A 20,601-nucleotide genomic window follows, 5' to 3' on the forward strand; every position below is an offset into this window, starting at 1 on the left:
GCTGTCGGGTCTCGCGCCCCAGCCGGCTTGTCAATCTCTCAGGTTCTCCGACAGAGGGGGCGGCTTCACGGCGGGCGACCGTCTTGATGCTGCTCATGATTCTGTCTGGAGATGCGCCTTGGGCCAAGATGCCGACGATCTGAAATATACCCCGCTCTATGACCTGCATCGCGCGCTGGGGGGCAAGATGGTGCCCTTCGCCGGCTATGCCATGCCGGTGCAGTATCCCGCCGGCATCCTGACCGAACACAAGCACACCCGCGCCGCCGCCGGCCTGTTCGACGTCAGCCACATGGGCCAGGCCTGGCTTGAGGGCGACGATGTCGCCGCCACCTTCGAGACGCTGGTGCCCGGCGACATCGCCGGCCTGGCGCCGGGCCAGATCCGCTACACGCTGCTGATGGCCGACGATGGCGGCATTCTCGACGATTTGATGGTGACGCGGCCGATCGATGCGGCCGATGGCAAGCGCCTGTTCCTGGTGGTCAATGCCGCCTGCAAGGACCAGGACTTCGCCCATATCGCCGCCAGGCTGGCGGGCAAGGCCAGGCTGACCCGGCTCGACGACCGCGCCCTGCTGGCGCTCCAAGGGCCCGCTGCCGTCACGGTCATGGCCCGCCTGGGGCCTAAGGCGACCGCGCTTACCTTCATGACCGCGGCGCCGGTCGACGTGGCCGGCATTCCCTGCCTTGTCTCCCGCTCGGGCTACACCGGCGAGGACGGCTTCGAGATTTCCGTGCCCGCCGACCGGGCGGTCGACCTGGCCAAGGCGCTGCTGGACCAGCCGGAAGTGAAGCCGATCGGCCTGGGTGCCCGCGACAGCCTGCGGCTGGAGGCCGGCTTGTGCCTCTATGGCCATGATATCGACACCACCACGGACCCGATCGAGGGCTCGCTGGCCTGGACGGTGCCGAAGCGCCGGCGCGAGGCGGCGGATTTCCCCGGCGCTGCCCGTGTGCTGGCCGCGCTGAAGAATGGCGTGCGCCGCCGCCGTGTGGGCATCAAGCCGTTGGGCCGGGCACCGGCGCGCGAGGGCACGGTGGTCGCCGCCGGCAACGGGCCGGAGATCGGCGCCATCACATCCGGCGGCTTCGGCCCCACGGTCGAAGGCCCGGTCGCCATGGGCTATGTCGAGCCGGCCCATGCCAAGGCCGGCACCGCTGTCGAGTTGCTGGTCCGCGGCCAGCGGCTGCCCGCCGAGATCGTCACCCTTCCCTTCACCCCGCATCGCTACGCCAAGGCTTGAGAGGCCGTCATGACCACCAAATTCACCAGTGACCACGAGTGGATCGCCATCTCCGGCACGACCGGCCGGGTCGGCATTTCCGACTATGCCCAGGCGCAACTGGGCGACGTCGTCTTCGTCGAACTGCCGCCGGTGGGAAAGAGCCTCACCAAGGGCGGCGAGGCCGCGGTGGTCGAGTCGGTCAAGGCCGCCTCGGAAGTCTATTCGCCCGTCACCGGCACGGTTACGGCGGTGAACGAGGGCCTGCCCGATCAGCCCGACCTGGTGAACACCGATGCCCAGGGCGGCGGCTGGTTCTTCGAGGTCGAGCTGGCGGATGCCGCCGAACTCGATGGCCTGATGGACGAGGCCGCCTATGCCGCCTTCGTCGCCTCGCTCGGCTGAAACCGGATCGGAGCAGCCTGATGCGTTACCTCCCCCTGACGCCCAATGACCGGCGCGACATGCTGGCCGTGATCGGTGCACCCTCGGTCGACGACCTGTTCCGCGACGTGCCGGCCGCGGCCGTGCTCGATCGCCCGGTCGACCTGGCGCTGCATGCCGGCGAGTTGGAAGTCGAACGGACCATCGCCGCCATGGCGGCCAAGAACCGCCATTCCGGGGCCCTGGCCAGCTTCCTGGGGGCGGGCGCCTATCGCCATCATATCCCGGCCTCGGTCGATCACCTGATCCAGCGCTCGGAATTCCTCACCTCCTACACGCCGTATCAGCCGGAAATCGCGCAAGGGACGTTGCAGTACCTGTTCGAATTCCAGACCCAGGTGGCGCTGCTGACCGGCATGGAGGTCGCCAACGCCTCGATGTACGACGGCTCCACGGCCTGCGCCGAGGCGGTGGAAATGGCGCGCCGGGTGACCGGGCGCAAGCGCATCATCCTCTCGGGCAATCTCCATCCCCAATATGCGGAAGTGGTCGAAACCCTGGCCCGCCTGCACGATACCGACCTGGTGCTGAACGCGCCGGCGCCGGCCGGCGACGAGGACCTGGTGCCGGCGATCGACAAGGCCACGGCCTGCGTTGTCGTGCAGTACCCCGATGTCTTTGGCCATGTCCGGGACCTTGCCCCGATCGCCCAGGCGGCCCAGGCGGCGGGGGCGCTGCTGATCGTTGCCGTGACCGAGGTGGTGGCGCTGGGCGCCTTGATCCCGCCGGGCGCCATGGGCGCCGACATCGTGGTGGGCGAGGGGCAGTCGATCGGCGTCGGCCTGAACTACGGCGGGCCCTATCTGGGCCTGTTCGCCGCCCGCGCCAAGTTCGTGCGCCAGATGCCGGGCCGCCTGTGCGGCGAGACGCTGGATGCCGAGGGCAAGCGCGGCTATGTCCTGACCCTGTCGACCCGCGAGCAGCACATAAGGCGCGAGAAGGCGACCTCGAACATCTGCACCAATTCAGGCCTCTGTTCGCTGGCCTTCACCATCCACCTCAGCCTGCTGGGCGAGGCGGGCCTGACCCGGCTGGCGGCGCTGAACCACGCCAGGGCGGTTCAACTGGCGGAGAAGCTGGAGGGTATCAAGGGCGTGACCTTGCTCACCCAAGGCTTCTTCAACGAGTTCACCCTGAAGCTCGACCGTGATGCCGCCCCGGTGGTCGAGGCGCTGGTCGAGGCCGGCGTGCTGGGCGGCGTGCCGGGCGGGCGGCTGTTCCCGCTGCGCCATGATTGCGACGACCTGCTGGTGGTCGCCGCGACCGAAACCAATACGGACGAAGAGATCGATCGCTTCGCCGCCGCGCTGACCAAGGTGCTCGCATGATGAATCGTCAGGGACGCCCCTCCACCCCGGGCGATGCCGCCGCCGGCGGTGTCGACACCGTGCTGGGCCACCGTGGCCTGGACCACGAGGAAGGCCTGATCTTCGAACAGGGCCAGGCCGGGCGCACCGGCGTCGACCTGCCCCTGCCGCCGGCGGTGCGCAGCCGCCTGGGCGGTCTGGCCCGCAAGGGCGAGATCGGCCTGCCCGGCCTGTCGGAGCCGCAGGTGGTGCGCCATTTCGTGCGCCTGTCGCGGCGCAACTATGCCATCGACATGGGGCTCTACCCGCTGGGCTCGTGCACGATGAAGCACAACCCGCGCCTGAACGAGAAACTGGCGCGCCTGCCGGGCTTCGGCGACCTGCATCCCATGGCGCCGCTTTCCACCACCCAGGGCGCGGTCGAACTGATCGGCACCCTGGCCCATTGGCTGAAAACCCTGACCGGGATGCCGGCGGTGGCGATGAGCCCCAAGGCCGGCGCCCATGGCGAATTGTGCGGCCTGATGGCGATCCGCGCGGCGCACGAGGCGGCGGGCGAGGGGGCGACGCGCAAGCGCGTCCTGGTGCCCGAGTCCGCTCACGGCACCAACCCGGCGACCGCGGCCTACTGCGGTTTCAACGTGGACGCGATTCCGGCGACCGAGGACGGCCGGGTGGACCTGGGCGCGCTGAAGGCCAAGCTGGGGCCCGATGTCGCCGCGATCATGCTGACCAACCCCAACACCTGCGGCCTGTTCGAGCGCGACATCCGCGAGATCGCCGAGGCGATTCATAGTGTTGGCGCCTATTTCTACTGCGACGGGGCGAACTTCAACGCCATCGTCGGGCGGGTGCGGCCGGGCGACCTGGGCGTCGACGCCATGCACATCAACCTGCACAAGACCTTCTCGACCCCGCACGGCGGCGGTGGTCCGGGCTCCGGCCCCGTGGTGCTGTCGGCGGCCCTGGCCCCCTTCGCGCCGCTGCCCTGGATCGTCGAGCGCGACGGTGGCTTCGAACTGGTCGAGGAACCCAACGAACGGGGCGATGGCGCGCAGAGCTTCGGCCGCATGACCGCGTTCCACGGCCAGATGGGCATGTATGTCCGGGCGCTGGCCTACATGATGAGCCACGGCGCCGACGGCCTGGCCCAGGCCGCGGCCGATGCCGTGCTGGCGGCCAACTACATCCTGGCTTCCCTGGGCGATGTCATGACCGCGCCGTTCGAGGGGCCCTGCATGCACGAGGCGCTGTTCGACGACCGCTTCCTGAAGGACACGGGGGTGACCACGCTCGACTTCGCCAAGGCGATGATCGACGAGGGCTACCACCCCATGACCATGTATTTCCCCCTGGTCGTGCATGGCGCCATGCTGATCGAGCCCACCGAGTCCGAATCCAAGGAGAGCCTGGACGAGTTCATCGCCGTGATGCGCCGCCTGGCCCAGGCGGCCAAGGCGGGCGAGGTCGACCGCTTCGCCGGCGCCCCGTTCTATGCCCCCCGGCGCCGGCTCGACGAGACCGCGGCGGCCCGCAAGCCGGTCCTGCGCTGGACCCCGCCGGCGGTGGCAAAAGCGGCGGAGTAGAGTCTCGTCCATCAGTGGATCCCCGCCTGCGCGGGGATGACAATCCAAGATAGTATTCGTCATCCCCGCGCAGGCGGGGATCCACTGGCGGGGTGACGGGTCTATCAATGGCGGGCTGGGTCTATATCCTGGCGTCGGGCCGCAATGGCACGCTCTATACCGGCGTGACCAGCGATCTCGTTGGGCGCATCTATGTCCATCGGACCAAAGGCGTGCCCGGGTTCACCGCGCGGTACGGCGTGGCCCGCTTGGTCTGGTTTGAACGCCACGACGACATCACCGCCGCCATAACCCGTGAAAAGCAACTCAAGCATTGGCGGCGCGAGTGGAAGATGAACTTGATCGAGGCGACGAATCCGACCTGGGACGACCTCTATGACTCGATCAGTCGGTGACGTCTCATCAGGCTGGCCGCGTCGCGAACGCCATGTAGTTCACGTCCAAGTCCTTGCCCAGGCGCCATTCGTCGGCGACGGGGTTGTAGCTCACCCCCGTGTATTCGCTGATCGCCATGCCGGTCAGGCGCAGGGCGGCGGCCAGTTCGCTGGGGCGCACGAATTTATCGTAGTGGTGGGTGCCGCGGGGGACCCAGCCCAGCACGTATTCGGCGCCGACGATGGCCAGCGCAAAGGCCTTCAGGGTGCGGTTGATCGTCGCCGTGACCATCACGCCACCGGGCTTCACCATCGCGGCGCAGGCTGCCATGAACAGGTTGATGTCGGCCACGTGCTCGACCACTTCCATGTTCAAGACGATGTCGAATCGCTCGCCGGCGGCCGCCAGGGCCTCGGCCGTGGTGTGGCGGTAGTCGATCGACAGGCCCGATTGCTCGGCATGGACGGCTGCCACCTTCACGTTGCGCTCGGCCGCGTCGGCACCCACGACGGTGGCGCCCAGCCTGGCCATGGGCTCGCACAGCAGGCCGCCGCCGCAGCCGATGTCGAGCACCCGCAACCCGGCGAAGGGGCTCGCCTCTGCCGCATTCTTGCCGAAATGAGCGCCGATACGGTGGCGCAGATAGGCGAGGCGGGTGGGGTTGAACTTATGCAGCGGCTTGAACTTGCCACGGGGATCCCACCATTCGTCGGCAATCGCGGCGAATTGCGCGACTTCCGCTGCGTCGATCGTGGTCCGCTCTGCCTGTTCGCCTGCCATCGCCAATTCTCGTCACCTTGCCAGTGCTCGACTCGGGGGATATGTATACGCGCCTTTTGCCGCCGGCCAGCCAAGAGACGTGCTGAACCGGCCAACTTTGCCTGATCTGGAGTATCCTGCGCATGGCCCGCCTGGTCCTGAAATTCGGCGGCACGTCTGTCGGCACTGTCGAGCGCATCAAGAATGTGGCGCGCCGGGTCAAAGCCGTGGCCGACGCCGGCAATGAGGTCGCTGTCGTGGTGTCCGCCATGTCGGGCGAGACCAACAAGCTGGTGGGCTATTGCCGCGAGATCGCGCCCCTGCACGATGCCCGCGAATATGACGCGGTGGTCGCCAGCGGCGAGCAGGTAACCGCCGGCCTGCTGGCCATCGCCTTGCAGGAACTGGGCGTCTCGGCCCGCTCCTGGGCCGGCTGGCAGATCCCGCTGGAGACCGACGGGGCCCATGGCTCGGCCCGGATCGGCGGGATCAACACGGCCGAGATCGAACGGCGCATGAAGGACGGCCAGGTCGCCGTGGTCGCGGGGTTCCAGGGCGTCGGTCCGGATAACCGTATCACTACCCTGGGCCGGGGCGGGTCGGACACCTCGGCGGTCGCCCTGGCGGCGGCGCTGAAGGCCGATCGCTGCGACATCTATACCGATGTGGACGGGGTCTATACGACCGATCCGCGCATCGTTGAACGGGCCCGCAAGCTGGATAAGATCACTTACGAGGAAATGCTGGAGATGGCGTCGGTCGGCGCCAAGGTTCTGCAGATCCGCTCGGTCGAGATGGCGATGAAGCATCACGTCCGGGTTCAGGTGCTCTCCAGCTTCGAGGACAAGCCCGGCACTTTGGTGGTCGATGAGGATGAAATCGTGGAACAGGAACTGATCTCTGGCATCGCCTACAGCCGCGACGAGGCGAAGATCACCGTGGTGAAGGTGGCGGACCGTCCGGGCGTCGCCGCCGGGGTGTTCGGGCCGCTGGCCGATGCCAATGTCAATGTCGACATGATCGTGCAGAACGTCTCGGACGATGGCCGCACCACCGATCTCACCTTCACCGTCGGCAAGGCGGACCTTGTGCGCGCCACCAGCATTCTGGAAGAGCATCGCGGTGCGATCGGGTTCCAGGAACTGCGCACCGACGGCAAGGTCGCCAAGATCTCGGTCATCGGCGTGGGGATGCGCAGCCATGCCGGCATCGCCCGCCAGATGTTCGAGACGCTGGCCGCCAAAGGCATCAACATCCAGGTGATCTCGACCTCCGAGATCAAGATCAGCGTGCTGGTCGCCGAGGATTATACCGAGCTTGCGGTGCGCGCTTTGCACACCGCCTATGGCCTTGATGCCGCTGCCTGATTCGGCATGAGAGAAGAAGAGGGGCGCTAAATGGCCAATTCGGTCACCGGACGGGATTTGCTCGACCGGCTGTGGCAGCGCGGGTGCGCATTCTTCGGCACGCGCACCGCGATCATGGGCGGCGCCATGTCCTGGGTCTCGGAACGCCACCTGGTGGCGGCGATTTCCAATGCCGGCGGTTTCGGCGTCATCGCCTGCGGCGCCATGCCGCCGCACCTGCTGGAGGCCGAGATCGCGGGGACCAAGGCCCTGACCAACCAGCCCTTCGGCGTCAACCTGATCACCATGCACCCGCAGCTCGAGCAACTGGTCGACATCTGCGTCGCGGCCAAGGTCGGCCATGTGGTGCTGGCGGGCGGCCTGCCGCCCAAGTGGGCGATCGAGCGGATCAAGGCCAGCGGTGCCAAGGTGATCTGCTTCACCCCGGCCCTGTCGCTGGCCAAGAAGTTCGTGCGCTCGGGCGTCGATGCCCTGGTGATCGAGGGCATGGAGGCGGGCGGCCATATCGGCCCGGTGTCGACGGCGGTGCTGGCCCAGGAAATCCTGCCCGAGGTCCGGGAGGTACCGGTCTTCGTCGCCGGCGGCATCGGCCGGGGCGAGGCGATTGCCATGTATCTCGAGCTGGGCGCGTCGGGCGTGCAGCTCGGCACCCGCTTCGTCTGCGCGACGGAATCGATCGCCCATCCCAAATTCAAGCAGGCCTTCATCCGGGCCTCGGCGCGCGATGCCATGCCCTCGGTCCAGCTCGATCCGCGCTTTCCGGTGATCCCGGTGCGCGCCTTGCAGAATCAGGGCACGCGACGCTTTATGGAGACGCAGGCGGAAATCGTCGCCCGGTTCAACCGTGGCGAGGTCGAGAAGGATGCGGCCATTCTCGAGATCGAACATTTCTGGGCCGGCGCCCTGCGCCGCGCCGTGATCGATGGCGACGTCGAGAACGGCTCGCTGATGGCCGGCCAGTCGGTCGGCATGGTCACGCGCGAGCAGCCGACGGCGGAAATCATCGAGGAACTGGTCAATCAGGCAGCGGCGGCGCTGACCTCGCGGCTGGCCCTGAACGCGGTGCCCACACCGCAACCGCTCAGGGCATGATCGTGCCGGGTGCTGGTGGCCCGCGTGCTCTCCTCCGGCGCCTGCGTGAAGTCATGGCGGGGGCGGGCCCCGCGCAACAACGCCTCAACCAGGTGGTGCGCAACATCGCGGCCAACATGGTGGCCGAGGTGTGCTCGATCTATCTGCTGCGGGCCGGCAATGTGCTCGAGCTGTTTGCCACCGAAGGCCTGAATCCGGAATCGGTGCACAAGGCCCGGCTGAAGGTGGGCGAGGGCCTGGTCGGGACGATCGCCGACACGGCGACCCCGCTCAGCCTGCCCGATGCCCAGTCGCACCCCAAGTTCGCCTACCTGCCCGAGACCGGCGAAGAGATCTATCACTCGCTGGTCGGGGTGCCGATCATCCGCGCCGGCCGCGTCGTCGGCGTCCTCGTCGTCCAGAACCGCACCATGCGGGAGTACGACGAAGACGAGATCGATGCGATGCAGACCATCGCCATGGTGCTGGCCGAACTGGTCGGCCAGGGCGAACTGGTCGATCCCGGGGAATTCCGCGAAGCCGAACTGCGCCGGCGCGAGCCCTACATCTATGACGGCGTCGGCCTGGCCGAAGGCCTGGCGCTGGGCGTGGCCGTCCTGCACGAGCCGCGCGTCGCCGTCGACAGCCTGATCGCCGAGGATCCGGTCGTCGAGTTGAACCGCCTGGCCGAGGCCATGTCGGGCCTGCGCCGCCGCATCGACGACATGCTCGACGACCAGGAAGTGTCGACCGGCGAACACCGCGATGTCCTTGAAGCCTACCGCATGTTCGCGCATGACCGCGGCTGGCGCGAGAAAATCGAGGAAGCGATCAAGTCGGGCCTGACCGCCGAGGCGGCGGTCGAGCGCGTGCAGATGGAAACCCGCGCGCGCATGGGCTCGATCACCGATCCCTACCTGCGCGAGCGGCTGTCCGACCTGGAAGACCTGGCCAACCGGCTGATGCGGCATCTGGCCGGCAAGACCGAGACGGCGGCGGGCGACGAGTTGCCGGAAGAGGCGATTCTGATCGCCCGCAGCATGGGCCCGGCCGAACTGCTGGATTACGACCGCACGCGGCTGAAGGCGGTGGTGCTGGAGGAAGGCTCGCAGACCAGCCATGTCGCCATCGTTGCGCGCGGCTTGGGGATTCCGCTGGTCGGCGGCTGCGAAAGGGTGCTGGAACGGGTCGATCCCGGCGACGTCGTCATCGCCGACGGCGATACCGGCCAGGTGATCTTCCGGCCGACCCAGGAGGTCGCCGCCGCCTTTGCCGAGAACCTGCGGATCAGGGTCGAGCAGCGGGCGGAATACGCCGCCCTGCGCGATGTCCCGGCCGAGACCCGCGACGGCGTGCCGATCAAGCTGTACATGAACGCGGGCCTCATGGTCGACCTGCCGCACCTGGTCGAAACCGGGGCGGATGGCATCGGCCTGTTCCGGACCGAGCTGCAGTTCATGGTCTCCTCGACCATGCCCCGCCTGGCGGCGCAGATCGAACTCTATGCCAATGTGCTGGCCTCGGCGGGCGACCGGCCGGTGATTTTCCGCACCCTGGACGTGGGCGGCGACAAGGTGCTGCCCTACCTGGGCGCCGCCCGCGAGGAGAACCCGGCCCTGGGCTGGCGGGCGATCCGCCTGGTGCTCGATCGGCCGGCGCTGCTGCGCTACCAGTTGCGGGCGCTGCTGATTGCGGCGGCGGGCCGGACCTTGCATGTGATGTTCCCGATGGTCGCGGATGTGGCGGAGTTCCGCCAGGCGCGGCAGATCCTGGAAGTGGAGCGGCGGCGCCTGGACCGCCTGGGCCGGCCGCTGCCCGAGGCGATCCGGGTCGGCACCATGCTGGAAGTCCCGGCGCTGGCCTATCAATTGCCGGCCCTGCTGCCGCTGGTCGACTTCATCTCGATCGGGTCGAACGACCTGCTGCAGTTCTTCTTTGCCGCCGATCGCGGCAATCCCAAGGTCTCGGGCCGCTATGATATTCTGGCGCCGGCCGCGCTGAAGCTGCTGAAAGGCATCAACGATGCCTGCACCCAGGCCAATGTTCCGGTTTCGCTCTGCGGCGAAATGGCCGGCCGCCCGCTCGAGGCGATGACCCTGATCGGCCTGGGCTTCCGCTCGATCTCGATGAACGCGGTCTCGATCGGGCCTGTGAAGGCCATGCTGAGAGGCCTGAATGTCGGGGATTTCCGGGCCTATATCGACCGGTTGATCGACGGGCCCGATCGCACCCTGCGCGGCAAGATCGAAAGCTTCGCCCGCGACCACGGCGTTCGCATTTAACCCCAATTCTCCTGGTTTTGACCATCGGAATGGACGCTTAACGCATTGCACTCAATGCCTCTTGTTCTTATGTTGGCGACAGCTTTCTCCGAAATGGTCGAGTCCGCGGCGAGGCTGTTCGGGTCGGTCGTATCGTTAATGCGCGTCCCTGCCGACCGGCCAAAGGCGTAGCGAGAGTTCTCATGGCACTGGGCAACCGCAAGCCATATCTGGTCCAGCCGGACGATCCGACGCCCTACGCGCCGGATGGTGGCAATCAATACCAAGGCGTCGGCGCGCTGCTTCGCGATGCACGCCTGTCCTATGGCCGAACCACGGCCGAAATCGGCGCCGCGCTGAAGATCAAGGCCGTCCATCTCGATGCGCTGGAGCGTGGCGACATCGACGGCATTCCCGGGCTCACCTACGCCCTGGGCTATCTCCGCTCCTATGCCGGTGCCCTGGGCCTCGATGGCGAGGGGGCGGTCAATGCCTTCAAGGCGGAACTGAACCGCACGCCCGAAACCCGGCCGCTGGTCTTCCCGGCGCCGGTGCAGGAAGCCAAGTTCCCCACCGGCCGCGTCCTGTCGTTGTCGGTCGTGCTCGCGGTGCTGGTCTACGGCAGCTACTACTATCTTTCGCGCTCGAACACCTTCCCGGCGGAGACTGTCCCGGCCGTGCCCGCTGAATTGGCCGAAACGCCGCCGGCACCGCCGCCAGCCCCTGTTGCCGCGGCGCCGACGACCAGCCCGACGTCGGCCTATGCCGCCCAATCGTCGGCTTACGGCGCGGCCGCCCCCGATGCCCCGGCCGCCGTTGCGCCGGCGTCGCCCGCACCCGCGCCGGCACTGACCGTATCGCCCGGCGCGCCGGCCTTCCCCGGTGCCTTGCCCAGCGTCGTTGCCGCACCCCCCGGTTCGGCACCGGCGCCGGCACCTGCCGATATCGCGCCGCCGCCGGCAACCCCGCCCGCCGACACGACGGCCGCGGTCGCCGTACCCGCGCCCTCTGCCGTTCCGGGCGAGGGCAGGGTGGTGCTGAAGGCGACCGATGCCGCCTGGGTGCAGATCCAGGGCTCGGGCAACGAGATGCTGTTCACCAAGATCCTGCGCGCGGGCGAGACCTATGTGGTGCCGGCCCGCACCGATGTCACGCTGGTGACCGGCAACGCGGGTGCCCTGGAAATCTTCGTCGACGGCAAGTCGATCGGGCCATTGGGGGCCGCGGGGCAGGTTCGCCGTAACGTGCCCCTCGATCCCGACAAGCTGCTGGGCGGCGCGGCGCGGCCACCGGCCTGAGGGCGCGGGGTTTAGATCATGAGCGTTCGTCCCTATCGCGAAATCCACCGCCGCAAGAGCCGGCAGATCCGGGTCGGCAATGTGCTGGTCGGCGGCGATGCGCCGATCACCGTCCAGACCATGACCAACACGGTCACGTCGGACGTCGCGGGAACCATCGCCCAGATCCAGCAGGCCGAGGCCGCCGGTGTCGACATCGTGCGCGTGTCCTGCCCCGACGAGGACTCGACGGCCGCGCTCAAGGCCATCGTCCGGGCAGTGAAGGTGCCGGTCGTGGCCGACATCCATTTTCATTATCGCCGGGCGATCGAGGCGGCCGAGGCGGGCGCGGCCTGCCTGCGCATCAACCCGGGCAATATCGGCTCGGCGGCGCGGGTGCGCGAAGTCGTCAAGGCGGCCAAGGACCATGGCCTGTCCATGCGCATCGGCGTCAACGCCGGCAGCCTGGAGCGCGACCTGCTCGAGCGCTACGGCGAGCCGTGCCCCGAGGCCATGGTCGAATCCGCGCTCAACCACGCTCGCATCCTGGAAGACAACGACTTCAGGGAATTCAAGATCAGCGTGAAGGCCTCGGACGTGTTCCTGGCCGTGGCCGCCTATCAGGGCCTGGCTGAGGCGTGCGACTATCCGCTGCACCTGGGCGTGACCGAGGCTGGCGGCCTGACCACCGGCACGGTCAAGTCGTCGATCGGCATCGGCTCGCTCTTGTGGGCCGGCATCGGCGACACCATCCGCGTCTCGCTCTCGGCCGATCCGGTCGAGGAGGTGAAGGTCGGCTTCGAGATCCTAAAAGGCCTGGGCCTGCGCCATCGCGGCGTCTCGATCATCTCGTGCCCGTCCTGCGCCCGCCAGGCGTTCCAGGTGATCAAGACGGTGGAGACGCTGGAAAAGCGCCTGGCCCATATCTCGACGCCGATCACCCTGTCGATCATCGGCTGCGTGGTGAACGGCCCGGGCGAAGCGCGCGAGACCATGATCGGCGTCACCGGCGGCGGCAACGGCAATCACATGGTCTATGTGAATGGCGTGACCGATCACAAGACCAAGGACGGCGAGATGATCGACCACGTGGTCGACCTGGTCGAGAAGCGCGCTGCCGAGATCGAGGCGGCGAAAGCCGCCGCCGAGGCCGCCGAGTAGCTACCCCCCAAGCATCGAGCCTGCCCACCTCCCCCATCCCCTCCGCCCTGAGGGCAGAGGGGGAGAAGCCCTCTCCTCCGGGGAGGAGAGGGTTGGGTAAGGAGGCGGGTGGAAAACGAGAGAACAGTAGGAGAAGCATCTTGGCAGCGTTGCAGCCCGTCCGCGGCACTCACGACCTCATCGGCGAGGACGCGCGACGCCATGCCCATATCATCGGGATCTTCAAGGCCGTGGCCCAGCGCTATGGTTTTCAGGAAATCTCGACGCCGATCTTCGAATTCTCGGAAGTGTTCCACCGCACCCTGGGCGAGACCTCGGACGTCGTCTCGAAGGAGACCTATACCTTCACCGACCGCGGCGGCGAGTCGATCACGCTACGGCCCGAGATGACCGCCGGCATCGCCCGCGCCTTCATCTCCGGCGGGCTGGCCAAGGACCTGCCCCTGAAGCTCTATGGCTGGGGCCCGATGTTCCGCTACGAACGGCCGCAGAAGGGCCGCCTGCGCCAGTTTCACCAGGTCGATGTCGAATTGCTGGGGGTGGCCGAACCCCAGGCCGATATCGAGGTCCTGTCCCTGGGCCATGACTTCCTCAGCGACCTGGGCCTGATCGACCGGGTCGAACTGCATCTCAATACCCTGGGCGATCCTGAAAGCCGGCAGGCCTATCGCACGGCGCTGGTCGATTACTTCTCGGGCTTCCTCGACAAGCTCTCGAAGGACAGCAAGCGGCGCCTGGATCGCAATCCCATGCGGATCCTCGATTCCAAGGACGAGGGCGACAAGGTGATCGTGGCCGGCGCGCCGCGCATGTTCGACTATCTGAACGAGGCCTCCCGCGCCTTCTTCGACAAGGTGAAGGCCGGGCTCGACACCCTGGGGATTGCCTATGTCCTCGACGAGCGGCTGGTGCGCGGCCTCGATTACTACAGCCACACCGCCTGGGAATTCGTCACCACGGACCTGGGCGCCCAGGGAACCGTGCTGGGTGGCGGTCGCTACGATGGCCTGATCCCGCTGATGGGCGGGCCGCAGACGCCGGGCATCGGCTTTGCCGCCGGCATCGAGCGGCTGGGCATGATGATCGAGACGCCGGCGGTGCCGGCCCGGGCGATCGCGATCGTGCCGATCGGCGAAGCGGCGGAGGTGCCGGCGCTGCGGATCGCCCATCGTCTGCGCCAGGCCGGCTTCGTGGTCGAGCAGGGCTATCGCGGCAATGTCGGCAAGCGGCTGGAACGGGCGTCGAAGAACGGCGCACGGGTGGCGCTGCTGATCGGCGAGGAGGAGTTGGCGGCCGGCGTCGTCAAGCGGCGCGACCTCGACACGCGGGAGGAGCTTGCCCTGCCGCTCGATGGTCTCGAGGAAGCACTGGGCGCGTATCGCTGACCATGGTCCGGGAAGATCAACTCGATCGCATCCTCCTGCGCCACGAGGCCCTGGGGGCCGAACTGTCGCGGGGGGATCTCGGCGGGCCGGAGTTCGTGCGCGCCTCGCGCGAGCTGGCCGAACTCGACAATATCGTCGCCAAGATCCGCGACCTGCGGGCCAAGCGCACCGAATTGGCCGATCTGGCGGCGATGGCCGCCGATTCCGCTTCCGATGCCGAGATGCGCGAGATGGCCGCGCTCGAACAGGCCGCGCTGGTCGAGCAGATGCCGGCGATCGAGCGGGCGGTGGCGATTGCCCTGCTGCCCAAGGACGCGGCCGACGAGCGTTCCGCGATCCTCGAAATCCGCGCCGGCACCGGCGGCGAGGAGGCGGCGCTGTTCGGCCGCGACCTGTTCGGCATGTATACGCGCTACGCCGCCCTGCACGGCTGGCGGGTCGAGATGATGAGCGAGTCCGAGGCCGAGCACGGCGGCTACAAGGAGGTAATCGCCTCGATTACCGGCGCCGGGGTGTTCGCGCGGCTGAAATTCGAATCGGGCGTCCATCGGGTGCAGCGCGTGCCGGCGACCGAGGGCAGCGGCCGCATCCACACCTCGGCGGCGACCGTCGCGGTCCTGCCCGAGGCCGAGGAGGTCGATATCGCCATCGACGAGAAGGACCTGCGCATCGACGTGTTCCGCTCGTCCGGCCCGGTGGCCAGTCGGTCAACACCACCGATTCCGCGGTGCGCATCACCCACCTGCCGACCGGCCTGGTGGTGCAGCAGCAGGATGAGAAGTCGCAGCACAAGAACAAGGCCAAGGCCATGAAGGTGCTGCGTGCCAGGCTTTACGAGCAGGAGCGCGAGCGCGCCGATGCCGAGCGCGCGGCCAACCGCAAGGGCCAGGTCGGCTCGGGCGATCGCTCGGAGCGCATCCGCACCTATAATTTCCCGCAAGGCCGGGTAACCGACCATCGCATCAACCTGACCCTCTACAAGATCGACCGGGTGATCGAGGGCGAAGCGCTCGACGAAATCATCGAGCCGCTGATCGCCGCCGACGAGGTGGCCCGGCTTGCCGATCTCGACGGCCAGTCGTGAGCACGCTGAAACAGGTGGTGAACGAGGCGGCGGTCCGCCTGCGCATGGCGGGCGTCGAGGGGCCGCGGCGTGACGCCGAACTGATCGCCGGCCACGTCCTGGGCCTCGATCGGGCCCAGATCATTGCCCGCGGCGACGATGTCGTGGCCGTGGCCGACGTGGCCCGGGTCGAGGCCCTCGCGGCCGAACGGGCGGCGCGGCGCCCCATGGCGCAGATCCTGGGCCGGCGGGAATTCTGGAGCCTGCCGTTCAAGGTGACGGCGGCAACCCTCGACCCCCGGCCCGATACCGAAACCCTGGTCGACGCGACCCTGGGCGTGATCGGCCTGGGCCGGTGGAAACCGCTGCGCCTGCTCGACCTGGGCACCGGGACCGGCTGCATCCTGGCGGCGCTGCTCAGCGAATGCCCCGCCGCGACCGGCATCGGGGTCGACGCCTCGCCCGAGGCGGCGGCGGTGGCCAGCGAAAATATCGCCGCCCTGGGCCTGGGCGCGCGGGCGGAAATCCGCGTCGGCGACTGGTGTGCCGGCCTTGCCGGCACCTTCGATGTCATCGTGTCCAACCCGCCCTATATTCCCGAGGCCCAGGTTGCCCGCCTGGCGCCCGAAGTGCGCCTGTTCGAGCCGCGCATGGCCCTGACCCCGGGAGGCGACGGGCTGGGCGCCTACCGGGCCATCCTCAAGGGTTTGCACGGTATCGCGGCGCCCGGGGCGATCGTCGCCTTCGAGGTCGGGCAGGGGCAGGCGGACGATGTTGCCGCTTTGATGTCGGCGACGGGGCTGACCGCCGTGACCCAACGTCACGATCTGGCGGGTATCGCCCGTGTCGTGCTGGGGCAGCAGGGCGGATAGACCTAAAAAAGGCTTGGAAAGCCGCTGGTAGCGGGCTAGTTTCGTTATCGGAGATCGCGCGGCGGATATCGCCGCTCTGGGATGGGCTAGCGATCTCCTCGATCATCCCGGTGTTGATGCCACGCCTGTTCTGCAACCGCGGGACGGGTCATGCGAGCGCGACACCTGCCCCCGACTTCCGGATGGAACTCGAGCGAAAGTACCTATCGTCCATGAGACCAGGTCAGCACAACAAGCGGCCGCGCGGCGGCCGGCAGAACAACGGCGGCGGTGGTGGCGGTGGCGGCGGCGGTGGCGGGCGCAAGCCCGGCAACGGCCCCAACCGCACCTATGATTCCAACGGGCCCGACGTGAAGGTCCGCGGTACGGCGAGCACGGTTTTCGAGAAGTACCAGCAGCTTGCCCGCGACGCCCAGTCGGCCGGCGACCGGGTTGCTGCCGAAAACTACCTGCAGCATGCCGAGCACTATTACCGGCTGATGCTGGCGAACAACCTGATTGCCCCGCGCAACCCCGCCGGCATGGGGGCCAATGGCCAGCCCGGCAATCCCGGCAACGGCCCGCAGCCCGAGATGCCGCCGTTCGACCTGTCGCTGGCCAATGGCGGCGGCAATGACGACGAGGGGGAAATCCCCGACTTCGATATGGACAGCGACCGCATCAACGGTTGAGCTGACTTGGAGATCGGGCGGCAGATGCCGCCCGATCTTGCGCGTTCCTGACATGGATCAAGGTGCTGCCCACCCCCTTGTGTTGCAATACAGCAACACTATATGGGTGAGCGACCAGGCGACGGACCTGACCTCCGCCGCCCCCGAGTGACAAGGGGATCCCAGGCATGGATTTCGAGAAATATACCGAGCGTGCGCGTGGCTTCGTTCAGTCGGCCCAAGGCTTGGCCGTGCGCGCGGGCCATCAGCGCTTCACGCCCGAACATCTGGCAAAGGTGCTGCTCGACGACGAGCAGGGCTTGGCCGCGTCCTTGATCAAGGCGGCCGGCGGCCGGCCCGAGGCGGCGCTGGCCGGCATCGAGGCCGAACTGGCCAAGCCGCCCAAGGTCGAGGGATCGGGGGCCGGGCAGATCTACCTGGCGCCGGAGACGGCACGCCTGTTCGAAGCCGCCGAGCAGGTGGCCAAGAAGGCCGGTGACAGCTATGTCACCGCCGAACGGCTGCTGCTGGCCATCGCCATGGCCTCGGGCACGGCGGCGGCCGATGCCTTGAAGAAGGCCGGGGTGACCCCGCAAGCCCTGAACCAGGCGATCGAGGATCTGCGCAAGGGCCGCACCGCCGACAGTGCCTCGGCCGAGGATTCCTATGACGCGCTGAAGAAATATGCCCGCGACCTCACCGCCGCGGCGCGCGACGGCAAGCTCGACCCGGTGATCGGCCGCGACGACGAAATCCGCCGCACCATGCAGGTGCTCTCGCGCCGGACCAAGAACAACCCGGTGCTGATCGGCGAACCCGGCGTGGGCAAGACCGCGATCGCCGAGGGCCTGGCCCTGCGCATCGTCAACGGCGACGTGCCCGAATCGCTGAAGGGCAAGCGCCTGATGGCGCTCGACCTCGGCGCCATGGTGGCCGGCGCCAAGTTCCGCGGCGAGTTCGAGGAACGGCTGAAGGCCGTGCTGAACGAGGTGACCGGCTCGGGTGACATCATCCTGTTCATCGACGAGATGCACACCCTGGTCGGGGCCGGCAAGGCGGACGGGGCGATGGACGCCTCGAACCTGCTGAAGCCCGCCCTGGCCCGGGGCGAGTTGCATTGCGTCGGCGCCACCACGCTCGATGAATATCGCAAGCACGTGGAAAAGGACGCGGCCCTGGCGCGGCGTTTCCAGTCCGTCTTCGTCGACGAGCCGACGGTCGAGGATACGATCTCGATCCTGCGCGGCCTGAAGGAGAAGTACGAACTGCACCATGGCGTGCGCATCGCCGACGTGGCGCTGGTCGCCGCGGCGACGCTCTCCAACCGCTACATCACCGACCGTTTCCTGCCCGACAAGGCGATCGACCTGGTGGACGAGGCGGCCAGTCGCCTGCGCATGGAAGTCGATTCCAAGCCCGAGGCGCTGGACGAACTCGACCGCCGCATCATGCAGATGCAGATCGAGCGCGAGGCTTTGAAGAAGGAAGAGGACAAAGCCTCCAAGGAGCGGCTGGTCAAGCTGGAGAAGGACCTCGCCGACCTCGAACAGCAATCGGCAGAACAGACGGCGCGCTGGCGGTCCGAAAAGGACAAGCTGAACGAGCAGCAGAAGCTGAAGGAGCAGCTCGAGGCCGCGCGCAGCGAGCTGGAACAGGCCCAGCGCAAGGGTAACCTCTCGCGCGCCGGCGAGCTCGCCTATGGCGTGATCCCCGACCTCACCCGCAAGATCGAGCAGGCGCAGGAGGCCTCCGAACAGGCTTCCATGCGCGAGGCGGTCACCGACGAGGATATCGCGGCCGTGGTCTCGCGCTGGACCGGCATTCCCGTGGACAAGATGCTGGCGGGCGAGCGCGACAAGCTGCTCGCGATGGAGAAGCTGCTGGCGGCGCGCGTGGTCGGCCAGCCCGAAGCGGTGGCGGCGGTCTCCAATGCCGTGCGCCGGGCCCGGGCCGGGCTGCAGGATGCCGGGCGTCCCATCGGGTCGTTCCTGTTCCTGGGCCCCACCGGCGTCGGCAAGACCGAACTGACCAAGGCGCTGGCGACCTTCCTGTTCGACGACGACCAGGCCATGGTCCGCATCGACATGTCGGAATTCATGGAGAAGCACGCGGTCTCGCGCCTGATCGGCGCGCCGCCGGGCTATGTCGGCTACGAGGAAGGCGGTGTCCTGACCGAGGCGGTCCGGCGCCGGCCCTACCAGGTGATCCTGTTCGACGAGGTCGAAAAGGCGCACCCGGATGTCTTCAATGTCCTGCTCCAGGTTCTGGACGACGGGCGGCTGACCGACGGACAGGGGCGCACGGTCGATTTCCGCAACACGGTGATCATCCTGACCTCGAACCTGGGCAGCGAATTCCTCGCCGCCGAGGACGCGGACCAGCACCCGGGGCGGACCCGCGATCAGGTCATGGCCGTGGTGCGCAGTGCCTTCCGGCCGGAATTCCTGAACCGGCTGGACGAGGTCATCTTGTTCAACCGCCTGGGCCGGGCCGAGATGACCGGCATCGTCGAGATCCAGTTGGGCCGGCTGCGCAAGCTGCTTGCCGACAAGAAGTTGACGCTGGAACTCGATGATGCAGCCAGGGTCTGGCTGGGCGAGGCCGGTTACGATCCGGTCTATGGCGCGCGGCCGCTGAAGCGGGTGATTCAGCGCAATCTGCAGAACCCGCTGGCCGAGCTGATCCTGGAAGGCGAGGTCAAGGACGGCGATATGGTGAAGGTTACCGTCGAGGGCGGCCAACTGGCCCTGAACGGCAAGGTGATCGACATGGACGTCCCCGCCTTCCGTGCCTCGAAGACCGATCCGGCCTTCATCTCGCCGGTCACCGGTAACGCCTGAGATCGCCATCCTCGATCGCCGTCCCGGGTAACGGCTGTGCCGTTTCCGGGATGGCGGTCTATGCAGAGGCTGCCGGCGTCAAAATGGCCTGCCTGGCACGGCGCAGGATCTGCGTCGCCTTCTCCGGGTCGTCGACGCTGCGCGACAGGGTCAGCGCGCCGACCATGGTCGACACGATGGCCGATGCCCCCTCCGCCGGCCGGCCGGCATCCGCCAGGGCCCCGGCGATCAGGGCGACCAGGCGGTCGTATTGCCTGGTCAGGGCGGCGCGCAGGGGCGGCGGCTGGCGGGCGATTTCGCTGCCCAGGGCGGCCAGGGCGCAGCCGCTGCCCGGGGCATCCTGGTGGCTGCGGCTCAGGTAGGAGCGGACGATCGCTTCCAGGCGCTGCGCCGGCGGCAGGGTCGCCGCGTGCTGGGCCAGGGTGTCGCGGGTGTCGTCCAGGGCCTTGACCAGGGCGTCCTCGACCAGGGCTTCCTTGCTGTCGAAATGAGCATAGAAGCCGCCGTGGGTCAGGCCGGCCTGGCGCATGATTTCGGCCACGCCGATGCCGTCGATGCCGCGTTCGCGCAGCAGGGCCGCCGCCTGCTCGACAATGCGGGCGCGGGATCGTTCCTTGTGGTCGCTGGGGTAGCGCAAGAGGGCCTCCTTCGAGGCTTATTCATATAATATTATATACATCATATTAAAGGGGAATGGTCAATCGCCAGGCATCGAGCCTGGCGATTGCGCCTTATTGCGGCGGTGCTTCGGTCTTGGGCCCGACCGGATCGGCCATGGCGGCCAGCACGGGGGCGGACGCCAGCAGGGCGTCGACCTCGCGCTTGCGTGTGGTAAACGCGCGCAGTTCCTTGCCCGCCAGGCGCCGCCCGGATTGGAAACGGACACCCTGGGGTTGATCTGCTTGCCGGCGGTCAGGATCTCGTAGTGCAGGTGCGGCCCGGTCGAGCGGCCGGTGGT

17 protein-coding genes and 1 pseudogene (1 of these 18 running past the window's edge) are annotated in these 20,601 nt (G+C 67.9%); 15 read left to right on the forward strand and 3 right to left on the reverse strand.

The genetic code is table 11. The features are described from left to right. Positions 1–118 precede the first annotated feature (118 nt). The 5 genes from gcvT to D3874_RS04000 all read left to right on the forward strand — a co-directional run bounded on the left by gcvT (position 119) and on the right by D3874_RS04000 (position 4,957). Entirely contained in the window at positions 119–1,246 is a 1,128-nt protein-coding gene (gene gcvT / locus D3874_RS03980) for a glycine cleavage system aminomethyltransferase GcvT (RefSeq protein ID WP_119776832.1), read from the forward strand. 9 nt (positions 1,247–1,255) lie between these two features. Beyond that, on the forward strand, positions 1,256–1,630 hold the full coding sequence (gene gcvH / locus D3874_RS03985; RefSeq protein ID WP_119776835.1) for a glycine cleavage system protein GcvH: 375 nt from the start codon (positions 1,256–1,258) through the stop codon (positions 1,628–1,630). A gap of 20 nt (positions 1,631–1,650) precedes the next feature. Beyond that, complete coding sequence (gene gcvPA / locus D3874_RS03990; RefSeq protein WP_119776838.1) at positions 1,651–2,997, forward strand: aminomethyl-transferring glycine dehydrogenase subunit GcvPA; 1,347 nt, start codon at positions 1,651–1,653, stop codon at positions 2,995–2,997. After that, positions 2,994–4,562, forward strand: a complete 1,569-nt coding sequence (gcvPB, locus tag D3874_RS03995; protein WP_119776841.1) for an aminomethyl-transferring glycine dehydrogenase subunit GcvPB — start codon at positions 2,994–2,996, stop codon at positions 4,560–4,562. The genes gcvPA and gcvPB overlap by 4 nt, the downstream gene beginning before the upstream one ends. A 107-nt stretch (positions 4,563–4,669) precedes the next feature. Further along, a complete protein-coding gene (locus D3874_RS04000; RefSeq protein WP_119776843.1) occupies positions 4,670–4,957 on the forward strand; it encodes a GIY-YIG nuclease family protein in 288 nt (95 codons plus the stop codon). A 7-nt stretch (positions 4,958–4,964) separates the two neighbouring features. On the opposite strand, the gene ubiG is transcribed toward D3874_RS04000, so the two are convergent. Further along, complete coding sequence (gene ubiG, locus D3874_RS04005; protein ID WP_119776846.1) at positions 4,965–5,717, reverse strand: bifunctional 2-polyprenyl-6-hydroxyphenol methylase/3-demethylubiquinol 3-O-methyltransferase UbiG; 753 nt, start codon at positions 5,715–5,717, stop codon at positions 4,965–4,967. Positions 5,718–5,839: 122 nt separating this feature from the next. Between ubiG and D3874_RS04010 the strand changes: the two genes are divergently transcribed. From D3874_RS04010 to clpB, 10 genes and pseudogenes are all read left to right on the forward strand, one after another. Next, complete coding sequence (locus D3874_RS04010) at positions 5,840–7,063, forward strand: aspartate kinase (RefSeq protein ID WP_119776849.1); 1,224 nt, start codon at positions 5,840–5,842, stop codon at positions 7,061–7,063. 30 nt (positions 7,064–7,093) lie between these two features. After that, the gene (locus D3874_RS04015; RefSeq protein WP_119776851.1) at positions 7,094–8,155 is read left to right on the forward strand and encodes an NAD(P)H-dependent flavin oxidoreductase; all 1,062 of its coding nucleotides are present in this window, start codon (positions 7,094–7,096) and stop codon (positions 8,153–8,155) included. Positions 8,156–8,208: 53 nt separating this feature from the next. Continuing rightward, on the forward strand, positions 8,209–10,416 hold the full coding sequence (gene ptsP, locus D3874_RS04020; RefSeq protein WP_233559830.1) for a phosphoenolpyruvate--protein phosphotransferase: 2,208 nt from the start codon (positions 8,209–8,211) through the stop codon (positions 10,414–10,416). A gap of 182 nt (positions 10,417–10,598) precedes the next feature. Beyond that, on the forward strand, positions 10,599–11,693 hold the full coding sequence (locus tag D3874_RS31065) for a helix-turn-helix domain-containing protein (RefSeq protein WP_119776857.1): 1,095 nt from the start codon (positions 10,599–10,601) through the stop codon (positions 11,691–11,693). A 15-nt stretch (positions 11,694–11,708) separates the two neighbouring features. Next, positions 11,709–12,833 (forward strand): flavodoxin-dependent (E)-4-hydroxy-3-methylbut-2-enyl-diphosphate synthase, encoded by a 1,125-nt coding sequence (gene ispG / locus D3874_RS04030; protein ID WP_456306436.1) that lies wholly within the window; start codon positions 11,709–11,711, stop codon positions 12,831–12,833. 140 nt (positions 12,834–12,973) lie between these two features. Further along, positions 12,974–14,218 (forward strand): histidine--tRNA ligase, encoded by a 1,245-nt coding sequence (gene hisS, locus D3874_RS04035; RefSeq protein WP_119776862.1) that lies wholly within the window; start codon positions 12,974–12,976, stop codon positions 14,216–14,218. Between the two features lie 2 nt (positions 14,219–14,220). After that, a pseudogene (gene prfA, locus D3874_RS04040) lies at positions 14,221–15,302 on the forward strand (peptide chain release factor 1). Beyond that, entirely contained in the window at positions 15,299–16,153 is an 855-nt protein-coding gene (gene prmC, locus D3874_RS04045; RefSeq protein WP_119776865.1) for a peptide chain release factor N(5)-glutamine methyltransferase, read from the forward strand. The pseudogene prfA and the gene prmC overlap by 4 nt, the downstream one beginning before the upstream one ends. A 182-nt stretch (positions 16,154–16,335) precedes the next feature. Continuing rightward, positions 16,336–16,824 carry a DUF4167 domain-containing protein gene (locus D3874_RS04050; RefSeq protein WP_233559831.1) on the forward strand — a complete coding sequence of 163 codons (489 nt, stop codon included), beginning with the start codon at positions 16,336–16,338 and terminating at the stop codon, positions 16,822–16,824. 167 nt (positions 16,825–16,991) lie between these two features. Next, positions 16,992–19,643, forward strand: coding sequence for an ATP-dependent chaperone ClpB (clpB, locus tag D3874_RS04055; protein ID WP_119776870.1), 2,652 nt, complete (start codon positions 16,992–16,994; stop codon positions 19,641–19,643). 58 nt (positions 19,644–19,701) lie between these two features. On the opposite strand, the gene D3874_RS04060 is transcribed toward clpB, so the two are convergent. Both D3874_RS04060 and D3874_RS04065 read right to left on the reverse strand, forming a co-directional pair. After that, a complete protein-coding gene (locus D3874_RS04060) occupies positions 19,702–20,280 on the reverse strand; it encodes a TetR/AcrR family transcriptional regulator (protein WP_119776873.1) in 579 nt (192 codons plus the stop codon). 60 nt (positions 20,281–20,340) lie between these two features. Continuing rightward, positions 20,341–20,601, reverse strand: partial view of a M23 family metallopeptidase gene (locus D3874_RS04065; protein WP_119776875.1) — the 3' end only. The gene runs 1,293 nt beyond the window's last position; only the last 261 of its 1,554 coding nucleotides appear in the window; its start codon lies beyond the right edge, outside the window; it ends in the stop codon at positions 20,341–20,343.

The sequence above is a fragment of the Oleomonas cavernae genome (assembly GCF_003590945.1).
Taxonomy (GTDB): Bacteria; Pseudomonadota; Alphaproteobacteria; order Zavarziniales; family Zavarziniaceae; genus Zavarzinia; species Zavarzinia cavernae.

Excerpts from the sequence above, each read along its gene's own strand:
- ptsP (WP_233559830.1), top strand. The coding sequence starts at position 8,209 with ATGGCGGGGGCGGGCCCCGCGCAACAACGCCTCAACCAGGTGGTGCGC.
- D3874_RS04015 (WP_119776851.1), top strand. The coding sequence starts at position 7,094 with ATGGCCAATTCGGTCACCGGACGGGATTTGCTCGACCGGCTGTGGCAG.
- gcvPA (WP_119776838.1), top strand. The coding sequence starts at position 1,651 with ATGCGTTACCTCCCCCTGACGCCCAATGACCGGCGCGACATGCTGGCC.
- ubiG (WP_119776846.1), bottom strand. The coding sequence starts at position 5,717 with ATGGCAGGCGAACAGGCAGAGCGGACCACGATCGACGCAGCGGAAGTC.
- clpB (WP_119776870.1), top strand. The coding sequence starts at position 16,992 with ATGGATTTCGAGAAATATACCGAGCGTGCGCGTGGCTTCGTTCAGTCG.
- gcvH (WP_119776835.1), top strand. The coding sequence starts at position 1,256 with ATGACCACCAAATTCACCAGTGACCACGAGTGGATCGCCATCTCCGGC.
- D3874_RS04000 (WP_119776843.1), top strand. The coding sequence starts at position 4,670 with ATGGCGGGCTGGGTCTATATCCTGGCGTCGGGCCGCAATGGCACGCTC.
- gcvPB (WP_119776841.1), top strand. The coding sequence starts at position 2,994 with ATGATGAATCGTCAGGGACGCCCCTCCACCCCGGGCGATGCCGCCGCC.
- D3874_RS04050 (WP_233559831.1), top strand. The coding sequence starts at position 16,336 with ATGGAACTCGAGCGAAAGTACCTATCGTCCATGAGACCAGGTCAGCAC.
- D3874_RS04010 (WP_119776849.1), top strand. The coding sequence starts at position 5,840 with ATGGCCCGCCTGGTCCTGAAATTCGGCGGCACGTCTGTCGGCACTGTC.
- D3874_RS31065 (WP_119776857.1), top strand. The coding sequence starts at position 10,599 with ATGGCACTGGGCAACCGCAAGCCATATCTGGTCCAGCCGGACGATCCG.